Annotated in this window: 11 protein-coding genes, 1 pseudogene and 1 riboswitch; of the genes and pseudogenes, 7 read left to right on the top strand and 5 right to left on the bottom strand. The window is 72.1% G+C overall.

Going from position 1 to position 13819, the window contains the following annotated elements:
- Positions 1-36 precede the first annotated feature (36 nt).
- Positions 37-885, top strand: coding sequence for a lipase family alpha/beta hydrolase (locus tag D6270_RS21180; RefSeq protein ID WP_109167334.1), 849 nt, complete (start codon positions 37-39; stop codon positions 883-885).
- 206 nt (positions 886-1091) lie between these two features.
- Positions 1092-2744, top strand: coding sequence for a peptidoglycan DD-metalloendopeptidase family protein (locus D6270_RS21175; RefSeq protein WP_109164037.1), 1653 nt, complete (start codon positions 1092-1094; stop codon positions 2742-2744).
- 84 nt (positions 2745-2828) lie between these two features.
- Here D6270_RS21175 and pcrA read toward each other — a convergent pair.
- Positions 2829-5269, bottom strand: a pseudogene (gene pcrA / locus D6270_RS21170) (DNA helicase PcrA).
- Positions 5270-5528: 259 nt separating this feature from the next.
- Positions 5529-5695, top strand: a riboswitch (cyclic di-AMP (ydaO/yuaA leader).
- On the opposite strand from pcrA, the gene D6270_RS21165 reads away from it, so the two are divergent.
- Positions 5694-6905 carry a C40 family peptidase gene (locus D6270_RS21165; protein WP_109164039.1) on the top strand — a complete coding sequence of 404 codons (1212 nt, stop codon included), beginning with the start codon at positions 5694-5696 and terminating at the stop codon, positions 6903-6905. Its footprint overlaps the riboswitch before it by 2 nt.
- 80 nt (positions 6906-6985) lie before the next feature.
- On the opposite strand, the gene D6270_RS21160 is transcribed toward D6270_RS21165, so the two are convergent.
- On the bottom strand, positions 6986-7339 hold the full coding sequence (locus tag D6270_RS21160) for a hypothetical protein (RefSeq protein WP_109164040.1): 354 nt from the start codon (positions 7337-7339) through the stop codon (positions 6986-6988).
- A 265-nt stretch (positions 7340-7604) separates the two neighbouring features.
- Between D6270_RS21160 and D6270_RS21155 the strand changes: the two genes are divergently transcribed.
- Positions 7605-8705: a C40 family peptidase gene (locus D6270_RS21155; protein WP_109164041.1), complete on the top strand. Its 1101-nt coding sequence runs from the start codon at positions 7605-7607 to the stop codon at positions 8703-8705.
- Positions 8706-8745: 40 nt separating this feature from the next.
- Positions 8746-9504, top strand: a complete 759-nt coding sequence (locus tag D6270_RS21150) for a GNAT family N-acetyltransferase (protein WP_109164042.1) — start codon at positions 8746-8748, stop codon at positions 9502-9504.
- A 52-nt stretch (positions 9505-9556) separates the two neighbouring features.
- Here D6270_RS21150 and D6270_RS21145 read toward each other — a convergent pair whose 3' ends face one another.
- Both D6270_RS21145 and D6270_RS21140 read right to left on the bottom strand, forming a co-directional pair.
- A complete protein-coding gene (locus D6270_RS21145; protein WP_093691859.1) occupies positions 9557-10252 on the bottom strand; it encodes a LuxR C-terminal-related transcriptional regulator in 696 nt (231 codons plus the stop codon).
- On the bottom strand, positions 10249-11547 hold the full coding sequence (locus D6270_RS21140; RefSeq protein ID WP_109164043.1) for an ATP-binding protein: 1299 nt from the start codon (positions 11545-11547) through the stop codon (positions 10249-10251). The genes D6270_RS21145 and D6270_RS21140 overlap by 4 nt, the downstream gene beginning before the upstream one ends.
- Positions 11548-11736: 189 nt before the next feature.
- On the opposite strand from D6270_RS21140, the gene D6270_RS21135 reads away from it, so the two are divergent.
- Both D6270_RS21135 and D6270_RS21130 read left to right on the top strand, forming a co-directional pair.
- Positions 11737-13083 (top strand): PspC domain-containing protein, encoded by a 1347-nt coding sequence (locus D6270_RS21135; protein ID WP_109164044.1) that lies wholly within the window; start codon positions 11737-11739, stop codon positions 13081-13083.
- The gene (locus D6270_RS21130; protein WP_109164045.1) at positions 13070-13333 is read left to right on the top strand and encodes a hypothetical protein; all 264 of its coding nucleotides are present in this window, start codon (positions 13070-13072) and stop codon (positions 13331-13333) included. Before D6270_RS21135 ends, D6270_RS21130 begins: the two co-directional genes overlap by 14 nt.
- On the opposite strand, the gene D6270_RS21125 is transcribed toward D6270_RS21130, so the two are convergent.
- Entirely contained in the window at positions 13240-13749 is a 510-nt protein-coding gene (locus D6270_RS21125; protein WP_109167335.1) for a DoxX family protein, read from the bottom strand. The genes D6270_RS21130 and D6270_RS21125 overlap by 94 nt on opposite strands.
- Positions 13750-13819 lie beyond the last annotated feature (70 nt).

Below are 13819 nucleotides of genomic sequence, written 5' to 3'. Positions count from 1 at the left end.
CGCCGCCTCCCCGGTGCGCCAGTGCAGGAGGTCGGCGTGAAGGTCCTCCCTCTCCTCTCCCTGCTGCCCCGGCTCCCCGGACTGCCGGGCCCCCGGCTCTCCACCGCGCTGCTCGGCGCCACCGTGCTGGAGCTCGTGGTCCTCACCGGCCACCTGGCCGTCTACCCCTTCGGGCTCACCCAGGAGCGCCGCACCCCGGCCTCATCCCCGGGGCCGCCCGTGCTGCCCGGGGCCCCCTCCGCCGAGCGCCCCGTCGTCCTCCTCCACGGGTTCATCGACAACCGCTCCGTCTTCGTGCTGCTGCGCCGCGCGCTCGCCCGGCACGGCCGCCGCCACCTGGCGTCCCTCAACTACTCGCCGTTCACCCGCGACCCGCGCACCGCCGCCGAGCTGCTCGGCCGCCATGTGGAGGAGCTCTGCGCCCGCACCGGGCAGCGTGAGGTCGACATCGTCGGGCACAGCCTCGGCGGCCTGATCGCCCGCTACTACGTGCAACGGCTGGGCGGCGACCGCCGGGTGCGCACCCTCGTCACGCTCGGCACCCCGCACGGCGGCACCGCCGTCGCCCCCGGGGCCGGCCTTCACCCCATCGTGCGGCAGATGCGCGGCGGGTCCACGCTGATCGAGGAGCTGCGCCGCCCCGCCCCCGGCTGCCGGACCAAGTTCGTCAGCTTCTGGAGCGAGCTGGACCAGATGATGGTCCCGGTCGACACGGCCTGCGTCGACCACCCCGACCTCGACGCCGCGAACGTGCGCGTCACCGGAATCGGGCATCTCGCGCTGCCGGTGCACCCGGCGGTCGCCACAGCGGTCCTCGACGCCCTGGAGTCACAGGAGGCCCGGGAGGGCACAGCGCCCTCAACCGGAACGACCACTGTCGCTTAAAATAGAACAACTCTCGAACATAGGGCCAAGCCTCTGCCTGCCGTCCACCGAAAGACGGCCGATTGCCCGTTTCCTGAGGACGCAAAACCTGCCGAAGATTGTCGTCCTCACATACTGCCGGGTACAGTCGCGGCCACTGCTTCCCCCATGGGACCCCCCTCACCGGGACCCAGAACAGTCCTGCTGCCGAGGCGAGAGAGAAGTTGGTGAACGACCAGCACCCCCACGCCGGGCCCGTCGGATACGACACCCGATCGACCGGCAGCTTCGACACCGACCCGCTCTTCGGTTCCCTCCCGGGTGGTTCCGACACCGCGGACTACGCGGCTTCCGGTTACGACACCTCTTATGGTGCCCAGACCGGCTCGTACGATTCCTCCGCCTGGGACACGGGCGCGCAGCAGACCGTCATGTACGACGCGTACGCCGCCCCGGCGGAGCACGCCGCCGCCCAGCAGTGGGACACCGGCGCGACGCCGGTCTGGCAGCAGCAGCCCGCCGAGCGGGACATGGCCGGCCAGTGGGCGACCACCGACACGGGCGCCTTCCCCACCGCCGGGTCCACCACGGCCGCGTACGGCACCGCGCCGTACGGGACGGGCACGTACGGGGCGGAGACGGGCACGTACGAGAGCGACGGTTACGACACCGGCGCGTACGCCACCGCCACGTACGACACGGGCAGCGCCTACGTGACCGACGGCTCGTACGGAACGGACCCCTACGGGACCGGCGCGTACGACACCACCGCCTATACCACCGGGGCGTACGACACCGGCGCGTACGACACGGGGACGTACGACACCGGCGCCTATGACGCGACCGCCTGGAACACCGGCGCCACGCCCGGGGACGCCGCGTACGAACCCGAACAGACGTCGCATCAGCTGTACGAACAGCAGACGCACGAAGAGGGCGGCACCGCCGAGTTCGCCGTCATCGGTTCCGAGCTCGGAACAGGTCACGACAGCGGCCTCGAAGCCGGCCAGGAGGCCGGTCACGACGAGGGCCTCGCCCCGCACCCGGAAGCCGCCACCGCGACGGACGACGGCGACACCTCCGGCCCCGCCCCGCTCTCCGTGGACCGCACCGTCGTCCGCACCCCCGGCCCGCGCAACCGGGCCCGCCGCCGCAGCCCCGCCAAGCGGTCCGCCCTCCTGACCGTCGCGGTCCCCTCCGCCTGCGTGATGAGCGTCGCCGGTATCGCGGCCGCCTCCGTCAGCGGGATCAGTGACGACGACAAGCAGGAGAAGACCACCTCGCTGGCCATCGCCGACCCGAGCACGGTCAAGCCGGTCGCCGCGAACAACAAGCTGGACAGCCAGCTGGAGCAGCTCTCCGAGGGCAGCGACGACTTCCGCCAGCGCGCGAGCCGCACCCAGGAGCGCATCGACCTGAAGCAGCGGCAGGTCGAGGAGAAGAAGAAGCGCGAGGAGGAGGCCGCACGCCGCGAGGCGCTGCGCCCCAAGTTCGTCCTGCCGGTCAAGCAGCACGGGCTCAGTGCGTACTACGGCCAGGCGGGTGTCAACTGGATGTCCGTGCACACGGGCATCGACTTCCCCGTCGGCTACGGCTCCCCGGTGATGGCCGCGACCGACGGCACCGTACGCACCCAGTACAACAGCGCCTACGGCAACATGGCGATCGTGACCATGGCCGACGGCACGGAGACCTGGTACTGCCACCTCAGCAGCACCAAGATCCGCTCCGGCCCGGTGAAGGCCGGCGACGTCATCGCGTACGCGGGCAGCTCCGGCAACTCCACCGGTCCGCACCTCCACTTCGAGGTCCGTCCCGGCGGCGGCGCGTCGGTGGACCCGCTGGCCTGGCTGCGCAGCCACGGCGTCGACCCGACCTGACCGCACAGCGACACGACGAGAGGGGCGGGACGGCTTCACCAGCCGTCCCGCCCCTCTCGCGTACCTCGCCCCGCGCTCTCCCGACTACAGCTTCTCGACCGGTGCGTACCGCAGGAGCAGCTTCTTCGGACGCTCGTCGCCGAAGTCCACCGTCGCCTTGGCCTGGTCGCCGAACCCCTCGACCGCCGTCACCGTGCCGAGCCCGAACTGGTCGTGCGTGACCCGGTCCCCGACCACCAGCGTGACCGTGGGCCTCTCCGTGCCGCGCCGGGTCGCGAAGCCCGAGGGGCCGGAGCGGGAGCGCGAGGAGGAGAGCGAGGACGTGATGCCCGAGGTGGGTCCGGCGGGGGCGGCCATCGGGCCCTTGCGCTTCCACTCCAGGTGCGCTTCCGGGATCTCCTCCAGGAACCGCGAGGGCGGGTTGTACGAGGGCTGGCCCCAGGCGCTGCGCATGGCGGCCCGGGTCAGATAGAGCCGCTCGCGGGCGCGGGTGATGCCGACGTACGCCAGCCGGCGCTCCTCCTCCAGCTCCTTGGTCTGGCCGAGGGCCCGCATGTGCGGGAAGACGCCGTCCTCCATGCCGGTGAGGAAGACGACCGGGAACTCCAGGCCCTTCGCCGTGTGCAGGGTCATCAGCGTGATGACGCCGGATCCGTCCTCGTCCTCGTCGGGGATCTGGTCCGAGTCGGCGACCAGCGCGACCTTCTCCAGGAACTCCGCGAGCGTGCCGGTGCCCTCCTCGTCCCCGCGCTCCTGCTCGAACTCCAGGGCCACGGCGGCGAGTTCCTGGAGGTTCTCGATACGGGTCTCGTCCTGCGGGTCCGTGGATGCCTGGAGCTCGGCGAGATAGCCCGTGCGCTCCAGCACCGCTTCCAGCACGACGGCGGGTCCGGCGCCGGACTCGACGATCGTCCGCAGCTCCTCCATCAGCGTGTTGAACCGCTTGACGGCGTTGGAGGAGCGGGCCGCCATGCCGTACGCCTCGTCGACGCGGCGCAGCGCCTGCGGGAAGGAGATCTTCTCGCGCAGTGACAGGGCGTCGATCATGGCCTCGGCGCGGTCGCCGATGCCGCGCTTGGGCACGTTGAGGATGCGGCGCAGCGGGACGGTGTCCTCGGGGTTGGCGAGGACGCGGAGGTAGGCCAGGACGTCCCGGACCTCCTTGCGCTCGTAGAAGCGCACGCCGCCGACGACCTTGTAGGGCAGGCCGACGCGGATGAAGATCTCCTCGAAGACACGGGACTGGGCGTTGGTCCGGTAGAAGACGGCGACGTCGCCCGCCTTGGCGTCGCCCTTGTCCGTCAGCCGGTCGATCTCGTCGGCGACGAACTGCGCCTCGTCGTGCTCGGTGTCGGCCACATAGCCGGTGATGCGGGCGCCGGAGCCGGCGTTGGTCCACAGGTTCTTGGGGCGGCGGCTCTCGTTGCGCTCGATGACCGCGTTGGCGGCGGAGAGGATCGTCTGCGTGGAGCGGTAGTTCTGCTCCAGCAGGATCGTCTTCGCGTCCGGGTAGTCCTCCTCGAACTGGAGGATGTTGCGGATGGTCGCGCCGCGGAAGGCGTAGATCGACTGGTCCGCGTCACCGACGACGCACAGCTCGGCGGGGGCGTCGGCGGCCTCTCCGGAGGGGCCGACCAGCTCACGTACCAGCGTGTACTGGGCGTGGTTGGTGTCCTGGTACTCGTCGACCAGGACGTGGCGGAAGCGGCGGCGGTAGTGCTCGGCGACGTCCGGGAAGGCCTGGAGGAGGTGGACCGTCGTCATGATGATGTCGTCGAAGTCCAGCGCGTTGGCCTCGCGCAGACGGGCCTGGTAGAGCGCGTACGCCTGGGCCAGGGTCTTCTCGAACCCGTCGGCGGCCTGTCCCGCGAAGGTCTCCTCGTCGATGAGCTCGTTCTTGAGGTTGGAGACCTTGGCGGTGAAGGACTTCGGCGGGTAGCGCTTGGGGTCCAGGTCCAGATCGCGGCAGACCAGGGCCATCAGCCGCTTGGAGTCGGCGGCGTCGTAGATCGAGAACGACGAGGTGAAGCCGAGCTTCTTCGACTCGCGGCGCAGGATGCGGACGCACGCGCTGTGGAAGGTCATGACCCACATCGCGTTGGCGCGCGGCCCACCAGCTGCTCCACGCGCTCCTTCATCTCGCCCGCGGCCTTGTTGGTGAAGGTGATCGCGAGGATCTGCCCCGGGTGCACCCCGCGCTCGGCCAGCAGATGGGCGATGCGGTGGGTCAGCACCCGGGTCTTGCCGGAGCCGGCCCCGGCGACGATGAGCAGCGGGGAGCCGGCGTGCACGACGGCGGCGCGCTGCTCGGTGTTCAGCCCGTCCAGCAGCGCCGCGGCGTCGATCACCGGGCGCGGGTGACCGTCCCGGTAATACCCGTCCCGGGGCGGCGGGGGCGCGTCGAAGACACCCTCGAAGAGACCCTCCGGCACCGCTTCGGGTGCGTGGTCCTCCGGGGGCGGCGGCGGGCCGTCCTCCGTGGACTGGAGGCCGGTCAGGAAACTGTCGTCAAAGAGGCTGCTCATCGCCATCCGAGTCTAGGGGGCCGCACCGACAACGTTCGGCCGAAGGCCACAAGCAGCCATCCGGCCCCGTACGCACGGAGAGCGGACTTTCACGTTCCGTGAAGGAGTGCCCGGTCGGAGGGGGTGCGGGGACCCCGATCCGAAAAGGTCACGAAAATGTATCGGGCATATCGCTCATCCTTCTTCCCAGCGGTGCCACGCGTTGGCTAGCGTGCTGGGTCAGGTGATCCGTTATCTCCCTGAGACGAACCGCGTCTCACGGTCACCTCTGCCGAATCCGTGCCGCCCTCCCGGCGGTTCGGAACCGGGGACCCACACGCACAACCGGGGTGAATCGGTCCGTACCCTCGCATCCGGACCGTAGGACAGCCTTCCGTTCCGTCCGAACCCGACAGCTAACCCGGTAGGCGGTCCACGGAAGGAGATGCCGGTCTTGGCATCGCATCGCAAGCCGCGCACGAAGGTGCGCACCACCCCCGCCGTCGGGTTCACGACGGCCGCGCTGGCCTCTGTGACGCTGCTCTCCACGCAGAGCGCGACCGCCGCCCCCGCCGAGCCGAAGCCGGCCATCGAGGACGTCCAGAAGAAGGTCGACGAGCTCTACCGCCAGGCGGGCAGCGCGACCCAGCAGTACAACCGGGCGAAGGCCGCCTCCACCGCCCAGCGCGCCAAGGTCGACACGCTGCTCTCCGATGTGGCGAAGCGGACCGAGAAGATCAACGAGGCCCGCCGGGAGCTGGGGTCCTACGCGGCCGCGCAGTACCGCACCGGCGGTATCGCGCCCACCGCGACCTTCTTCCTGGCGGACGACCCGCAGGCGTACTTCGACCAGAACCAGGTGATGAGCCGGTCGACGGAGCGGCAGCAGAAGGCCGTCGACGACTTCCGTGCGCAGCAGGCGGCGGCGTCGAAGAAGCGCGCGGAGGCCGTGAAGAGCCTGGAGTCGCTCACCGAGACGCAGACCACCCTGCGCTCCAGCAAGCAGAAGGTGCAGACGAAGCTCACCGAGGCCCGGTCCCTGCTCTCGAAGCTGACCGCCGAGGAGAAGGCGCGGCTGGCGGAGCTGGAGCGCAAGAAGGAGGCCGAGGCCAAGGAGAAGGCGGAGAAGCTGGCCCGCAGGCAGGCCGCCGAGGCCAAGGAGCGCGAGGCGGCGGAGAAGAGGGCCCGCGAGGAGGCCGCCAAGGAGTCGGGCGGGGACAGCGGTTCCGGTTCCGGCAGCGGTACGGGTACGGGTACGAGCCCGGGGTCCGGTACGGGTACGGGGACCGGGGCGGGCGGCAGCTACGCCACGAAGGCCGAGAAGGTGCTGGCCTTCGCCCGCGCCCAGATCGGCAAGCCGTACGTGTGGGGGGCCTCGGGCCCGTCCTCGTACGACTGCTCCGGGCTGACCCAGGCGGCCTGGCGGGAGGCGGGGGTGACGCTGCCCCGGACCACCTGGGACCAGGTGAAGGTGGGCACGCGGGTCGCCACGTCGGACCTCCAGCCCGGGGACCTGGTCTTCTTCTACGACGACATCAGCCACGTCGGCATCTACAAGGGCGACGGGATGATGATCCACGCCCCGAAGCCGGGGGCGAACGTCCGCGAGGAGTCGATCTACTACATGCCGATCTACGGCAGCGTGCGCCCGGCGTAGTGCCGCCGAGGGGGCGGTCGCGTCGCAGCGGCCGCCCCGGGGCCCTTCAGGTGCTCAGGCCCCCAGGTCCCTCAGGCCCCTCAGGTCCAGAGGGTGGCGATGAAGATGTTGGCGGCCGTCAGTCCGCCGACCGCCGCGAACGCGCCCTTCTCGACCTTCTCCTCGTCCCGCTTGACGTAGACGAGCGCGAGGATGACGACGAGGAGCGCCAGCTTCACGCCGATCTTGATGTTGTTGACGGCCTGGTCGTCGGCCTGGTTGAGCCCGACCAGGGCGACGCCGGTGACCAGCATGGTGAGCGCGCCGTGCAGCATGGCGGGAACGAAGCGCGCGGTGCCCGCGCCCATGGCCTTCATCTGGGTCAGGAAGCCGCCCAGCAGGGAGGCGATGCCGATGATGTGCAGGGCGACGAAGACGCCGATGAGTGCGTTCATGGCTCCGGAGCCTAGCCATGGCCAGAGCATCGCCGATCAGTGAGGCAAGCCTTTCTTCGGCCCTTCGCCGGAACTGTCCGCCCCGCGCCCGAACCTGCCGGAATGATCAGTTCCGACTCCACATCGCCGGTCGTCCGCCGACGAAGAAACGTCACATCCGGGCAATAGCTGTCATGGCGAACCTTTTCCGTGCGCCCGGATTAGCGTCCCTGGCGGACCTGTCGGCATCCCCCGGCGGGCAGCCGACAGGAAGGATGCCGCCCCCGTGGCCGCGCACCGGAAATCCGCTCACCGGAAACCCAAGCAGCGCCCCTTCACCGGCCCTGCTGCCCGCACCGCCGCCACCCTGGCGCTCGCCGGGGCAGCCACCGCCACCTCGGCCACCGGCGCCGGCGCCGCACCCGCCGAGCCCGCACCCACCGCCGCCCAGGTCCGGGCCAAGGTCGACCGGCTCTACCACGACGCCGAGGTCGCCACCGAGAAGTACAACGGGGCGAAGGAGAAGGAGGCGGCCGCCACGAAGGCGGTCGACACCCTGGCCGACGAGGCGGCCCGCCGCACCGACCGCCTCAACACCGCACGCCACACGCTCGGTTCGATGGCCACCGCCCAGTACCGCACCGGCGCGCTGGACCCCGCCGTACAGCTGGCGCTCTCCTCGGACCCGGACAGCTACCTGGAGCGCGCCGCCCACCTGGACCGGGCGGGCGACCGGCAGGCGAGCCTGCTCAGCTCCATCCGGCGCCAGCTCTCCGGCATCGCCCGGGTCAAGGCCCGCGCCGACCAGGAGACCGAGGCGCTCGCCGCCCGCCGTGCCGAGTTGCAGGAACACCGCACCGCGATCCGGACCAAGCTGGCCGACGCCCGCTCGCTCCTGGCCACCCTCACGGCCGCCGAGCGCGCCGCGTACGAGCGCTCGGCCGACGCGGCCCACGGCGGCGGCCCCGCGGCCCCCGCCGCCCGCTCAGCCACCCACGCCGACCGCTCGGCGCCCCGCGCCCCGGTCGCCGCGCCCAACTCCCGGGCTGCGCGGGCCGTCTCCTTCGCGCACGGGGCGATCGGCAAGCCGTACGTCTGGGGCGCGACCGGTCCCAACGCCTTCGACTGCTCCGGCCTGACCCAGGCGGCCTGGCAGGCGGCGGGCGTCAGCCTGCCCCGCACCACCTACACCCAGATCAACGCCGGGCAGCGGGTCTCCCGCTCCGAACTGGCCCCCGGCGACCTGGTCTTCTTCTACTCCGGCATCAGCCATGTCGGGCTCTACATCGGCGGCGGCCAGATGATCCACGCCCCGCGCCCCGGAGCGCCGGTGCGGATCGCGCCGATCGATCAAATGCCTTTCGCCGGAGCGACCCGGGTGGCATAGTCCCCGGCGCCGGTCCCTCTCCCGCCGAAGGAAACCCCGTATGCCGATGGCGAACTCCGTCCAGGACTACGCCCGCACGCTCACGCTGCGCACCTCCACCCACTACCGGGTGGGCCCGTTCACCGTCCGGTACAACCCGGGCTGGGGGCTGAAATACGCCAACTTCGCCATCCCCGACCAGGACGCGGAACCCACGGCGGACGAGGTGGCGTCCCTGGTCGCGGCGTTCCGGGAGCGGGAGCGGCTGCCGCGCCTGGAGTTCCTGCCCGCCTGGGCCCCGGCCGTCGAACCGGCCCTGCTGGCCGCCGGGTTCACCGTGGAGAACCGGGCCCCGCTGCTCGTCTGCGACCGCGACGGCCTCCGTCCGCCGAAGCCGGTCGACGGCCTCCGCATCGCCGTGCCCACCACCGGGACGGATTTCCTCGACGCCGCCCGCGTCCAGCACCACGGCTTCGGCGGCGAGGGCGAGCCGGAGCTGGGGACGATCACCTGGCTGCGCACGGCGGCGGCCGGTGACGGGGTCGCCGCACTGGCGGTCCTGGACGGCGCACCGGCCGGGGCGGGCGGCTGCTCCGTCCCGATCGACCGCCTCAGCGAACTGGTCGGCCTCGCCGTCGCCGCCCCCTTCCGCCGCCGGGGCATCGGCGCCGCGCTCTCCGCGTGGCTGACCGAACGGGCCCTGGACCAGGGGTGCCGGGCCGTCTGGCTGGAGCCGGGCGACGCCGACGTGGAACGGATCTACGCGAGCATCGGCTACCGCCGGGTCGGCGAGAAGGTCAACATCTCGCTGCCCCTCTGAAGCCGGAGCGCGGCTGAGCGATGCCCGGCCCGCACGGCCCGCCCCGCTCGGCTCAGACCAGCCGTCGCGCCGTCGCCCACCGGGTCAGCTCGTGCCGGTTGGAGAGCTGGAGCTTGCGCAGCACCGCCGAGACATGCGACTCCACCGTCTTCACCGAGATGAACAGCTGCTTCGCGATCTCCTTGTACGCATACCCCCTGGCGATCAGCCGCAGCACCTCGCGCTCGCGCTGGGTGAGGCGGTCCATGTCCTCGTCGACCGGCGGGGCGTCCGTGGAGGCGAAGGCGTCCAGCACGAAGCCGGCCAGGCGCGGGGAGAAGACCGCGTCGCCCTCCTGGACCCGGAAGATGGAGTCGACCAGGTCGGTGCCGGTGATCGTCTTGGTGACGTAGCCCCGGGCGCCGCCCCGGATCACCCCGATGACGTCCTCGGCGGCGTCCGAGACGGAGAGCGCGAGGAAGCGGACCGGGTCCTCGGCCGCACCCATCAGCGGGGCGCAGCGGCGCAGCACCTCGACGCCGCCGCCGCCGGGGAGGTGGACGTCGAGGAGGACGACCTCGGGGCGGGTCGCCGTGATGACGGTGACCGCCTGGTCGACGTCGGCGGCCTCGCCGACCACTTCGACGCCAGTCTCCTCGGTGCGGCCGATCTCGGCCTGCACGCCGGTGCGGAACATCCGGTGGTCGTCGACGAGCACGACCCGTACCCGTCGCTCCGGGCCCCCGGTGGCTTCGGTGTTCTCGGTCATTCGCTCGCCCTTTCCATCTCCAGCTCGACCTCGGTGCCCCCGCCGGGCACCGAACGAAGCCGGGCAGTGCCGCCGTTGCGCTGCATCCGGCCGATGATTGATTCTCGTACGCCCATGCGGTCGGCAGGAACCTCGTCCAGGTCGAAGCCAGGACCCCGGTCCTTCACGGAGACGAAGACCGTGGCGCCCTCGACCTCGGCGAAGACCTGCACGGCACCGCCCTCGCCACCGTACTTGGCGGCGTTGACCATCGCCTCGCGCGCGGACTGCATCTGTGCGCCCAGCTTGTCGTCGAGGGGGCAGTCGCCGACGACCACGACCTCCAGGGGGACGCCGTGCTTGTCCTCCACCTCGGCGGCGGCCCGCTTCACCGCCTCGGCCAGGGTCTCCGGCTCGTCGTCCTCGTCCTTGCCGGTGCCCTCGGGGTTGTAGAGCCAGTTGCGCAGCTCGCGCTCCTGGGCCCGGGCCAGGCGTCTGACCTCGCCGCCGTCGTCCGCGTTGCGCTGGATCAGGGTGAGGGTGTGCAGGACGGAGTCGTGGACATGGGCGGCGACCTCGGCGCGCTCCTGGGCGCGGATGCGCATCAGGCGCTCCTCGGAGAGGTCCTGGACCATCCGGACGAGGTAGGGGCCGGCCAGCAGGGCGATACCGGTGAGGACGGCGATGGCGGCGGTCAGCACGTTGCCCAGCTGGGCGGCCGAGCCGCGCACCACCATGAAGACGGCGAGCCCGAGGCCCACCAGCGCCACTCCGGCCAGCGCGCGGGCCAGTTGCAGCAGCCGGCGGCGGCGGCCGACCTCCATCCAGCGGGCGCGCCGGGCGTTGTCCGCCTGGCGCCAGACGAGGACGGAACCCGCGCCGATGAGGAGCGTCGGCCAGATGTAGCGGTCGGCCTTGCTGCCCATGTCCACGTTGGCGACGAAGACGACGGCCCCGATGAGCAGGGCGACCAGCGCGAAGAGCTGGCCCGGGTCCGGTTTACGGAGCTTGCGCCGGCCGTCCGCCGCCATCTCGAACACCGAGCGCGGGGCGTGGACGCCGCCGACACCCCCGACGCCGAGGGGGACGACGATCCAGAAGACGGCGTACAGCAGGGCGCCCAGGCCGTCGCTGAGGAAGAGGCCGAGGAAGACGAACCGGACCCAGGCGACCGGCAGCCCGAGGTGTCCGGCGAGCCCGCGCGCGACGCCGCCCAGCATCCGCCCGTCGGCGCTGCGGTACAGCTTGCGCAGCGGCGGCTCCTCCGGGTCGGAGGCGAGTGAGCTGTGCCCGGCTCGGGCGGTGGCGGCTGGCATACCCCGATCGTCACACGCGGCGGGGGCGGGAGGCATCAGGGTAGACCCCCTGATCGACCCTGATGCCAGCCCCACCCCCAGGGGCTGATCCTCACGGCGCTCCCCCTGCGGGACCCCCGGCGCAAAATCAGGGACCGGCCAGGGTCGGCGCGGCTCCCACCAGCGGGTGCGGGCCGTCACCATGGAGGTATGACCGCTCCTTCGGACGCCTCCCCCGGCGTCGCACCCCCCGACGCGCCGAAGCCGCAGCTGCGGCGCAGCCCGCGGCAGAAGATGGTGGCCGGGGTCTGCGGCGGGCTCGGCCGGTACTGCGACGTGGACCCGGTGATCTTCCGGATCGTGCTCGGCGTCCTCTCGGCGACCGGCGGGATCGGCCTGATCTTCTACGGCTTCGCCTGGCTCCTGCTGCCCCTGGAGGGCGAGGAGGAGAACGAGGCGCGCCGGCTGCTGTCGGGCCGGGTCGACGGGGCGTCGCTGGTGGCGCTGCTGCTGGCGCTGATCGGCTGCGGGCTCTTCCTGTCGATGCTGGGCAACCGGGGCATGCTGGCGTTCGCGGCGCTGCTCACGGTGGCCGTCGTCGGCTGCTCGGTGTGGACGCAGTCCCGCAGGACGTCGGCGCCGGAGGACCCGGCGGCCCCGCCGGGCACCCCCGCCGCCCCGGCCCACCCGCACGCCGGTGGCCTCGGCACGCCCCCGCCGGAGGTGAAGGCGCCGCCGACGCCGGGCGGTCCGTCGTGGTGGCGGGACCCGATCGTGAAGGACGGTACGACGGGGCCGGTCGGCCCGGGCTATCTGTGGGGTCCCCCGGACACCGATGTGGGCTCGGCGCAGGCCGAGGTGCGGGCCGGGCGGCCCAGCCCGGCCGCGCCGTTCCGGCCGCCGGCTCCGGCGCCCGCCCCGCCGGGACCGCGGTCGATCGGCGGCCTGGTCTTCCTGACCGCGCTGGTGGCGGGCGGCCTGGGCACCGGGCTGAGCTGGGAGCACCACCCGCTGGGGACGGCGTTGCAGATCGGTCTGGTCGCCGCGCTCGCGGTCTTCGGGCTCGGTCTGCTGGTCTCCTCGGCGCTGGGGCGGACCGGGTTCGGCACGGTGACGGCGGCGATGATCACGGCGGTCCTGCTGGCGGGCGCGACGATGCTGCCGAAGGAGATCAGCACGGACTGGGCCCGCCAGGAGTGGCGTCCGGCCGGGGTCGCCGCCGTACAGCAGCGGTACGAGCTGGGCAGCGGCGATGCCCGGCTGGACCTGTCCGGCGTGGTGGTCCCTCCGGGCGGGACCCTGCGCACCCGGCTGGAGGTCGGGGCGGGGCGGGCGGCCGTCGTCGTCCCGAACGGTGTGACGGTGAAGGCGCGGGCCGAGGTGGGTCTCGGGGAGATCCGGCTGGAGGAGGGGCAGCGGGTCCAGGTCCGCATCAACAGCGACCAGTCGACGCGGCGTACGCTGCCGCCGCCCGAGGGCAGCGAGCCGGCCGGGACGATCGAGCTGGAAGTGGAAGTCGGGGTCGGACAGGTGGAGGTCAGCCGTGCTGCGTCATGAGTTCCGGCCCGGACGGGCGGTGGCGGGTCTGGCGATGCTGGCCCTCGCCGGGGGGTACGCGGCGGACGCGGCCGGTGTGTGGGAGGTGCCGTGGGCCTTCTTCCTGGCGGTGTTCGTCGGCGGCCTGTGGCTGGCCACCACGGCGACCTGGACCGCCTACATGCTGCGGCGGCGCCGGGAGGCGAGGAAGGCGTCCAGGGAGAACATCGAGGCGCCCGCGAGCACCAGGGGCAGCCACGCCATCAAGTAGGGCAGGTCGTTGCCGTAGTAGTACGGGGTGGCCTGCCAGCTCACCGTCAGCCAGAGGCTCAGGGAGATCAGCGCGCCGCCGAGCGCGGCGAGCCGGACCCAGAGGCCGACCAGGGTGCCGAGGCCGACGAGGAGTTCGCCGATGGCGATGGCGTAACCGAACCCTTCGGGGCTCTTGAGCGCCAGGTCGACGAGGGCGGGGATCGCGGAGGAGTCGCGGACCCCGCGCATCATCTCGCCGATGGAGCCGGGGCCGGTGGCGGAGAGGAACCCGCTGTCCGTCAGCTTGTCGAGACCGGCGTAGACGAAGGTGACGCCGAGGAAGAGCCGCAGCGGCAGCAGGGCGTACTCACCCGCCCGCTCACGCAGCCCCTTCCGCTCGTCCAGACCGTACGAACCGCCGCCGTAACCGTTCATCACCACTGCCCCGCTTCCCGAAGATCCGTCACCTGACCATACGTACGCCTGTACGGCGCCGCTCACCAGG

It is taken from the genome of Streptomyces griseus subsp. griseus, from assembly GCF_003610995.1.
In the GTDB taxonomy this organism is placed as follows: domain Bacteria; phylum Actinomycetota; class Actinomycetes; order Streptomycetales; family Streptomycetaceae; genus Streptomyces.
This window is presented reverse-complemented; position numbering and strand designations above follow the sequence as displayed.

Bases quoted from the DNA above. Each gene is read 5' to 3' on its own strand.
- D6270_RS21165 (WP_109164039.1), top strand. From the start codon at position 5,694: ATGCCGGTCTTGGCATCGCATCGCAAGCCGCGCACGAAGGTGCGCACC.
- D6270_RS21160 (WP_109164040.1), bottom strand. From the start codon at position 7,339: ATGAACGCACTCATCGGCGTCTTCGTCGCCCTGCACATCATCGGCATC.
- D6270_RS21150 (WP_109164042.1), top strand. From the start codon at position 8,746: ATGCCGATGGCGAACTCCGTCCAGGACTACGCCCGCACGCTCACGCTG.
- D6270_RS21145 (WP_093691859.1), bottom strand. From the start codon at position 10,252: ATGACCGAGAACACCGAAGCCACCGGGGGCCCGGAGCGACGGGTACGG.
- D6270_RS21140 (WP_109164043.1), bottom strand. From the start codon at position 11,547: ATGCCAGCCGCCACCGCCCGAGCCGGGCACAGCTCACTCGCCTCCGAC.
- D6270_RS21135 (WP_109164044.1), top strand. From the start codon at position 11,737: ATGACCGCTCCTTCGGACGCCTCCCCCGGCGTCGCACCCCCCGACGCG.
- D6270_RS21125 (WP_109167335.1), bottom strand. From the start codon at position 13,749: ATGAACGGTTACGGCGGCGGTTCGTACGGTCTGGACGAGCGGAAGGGG.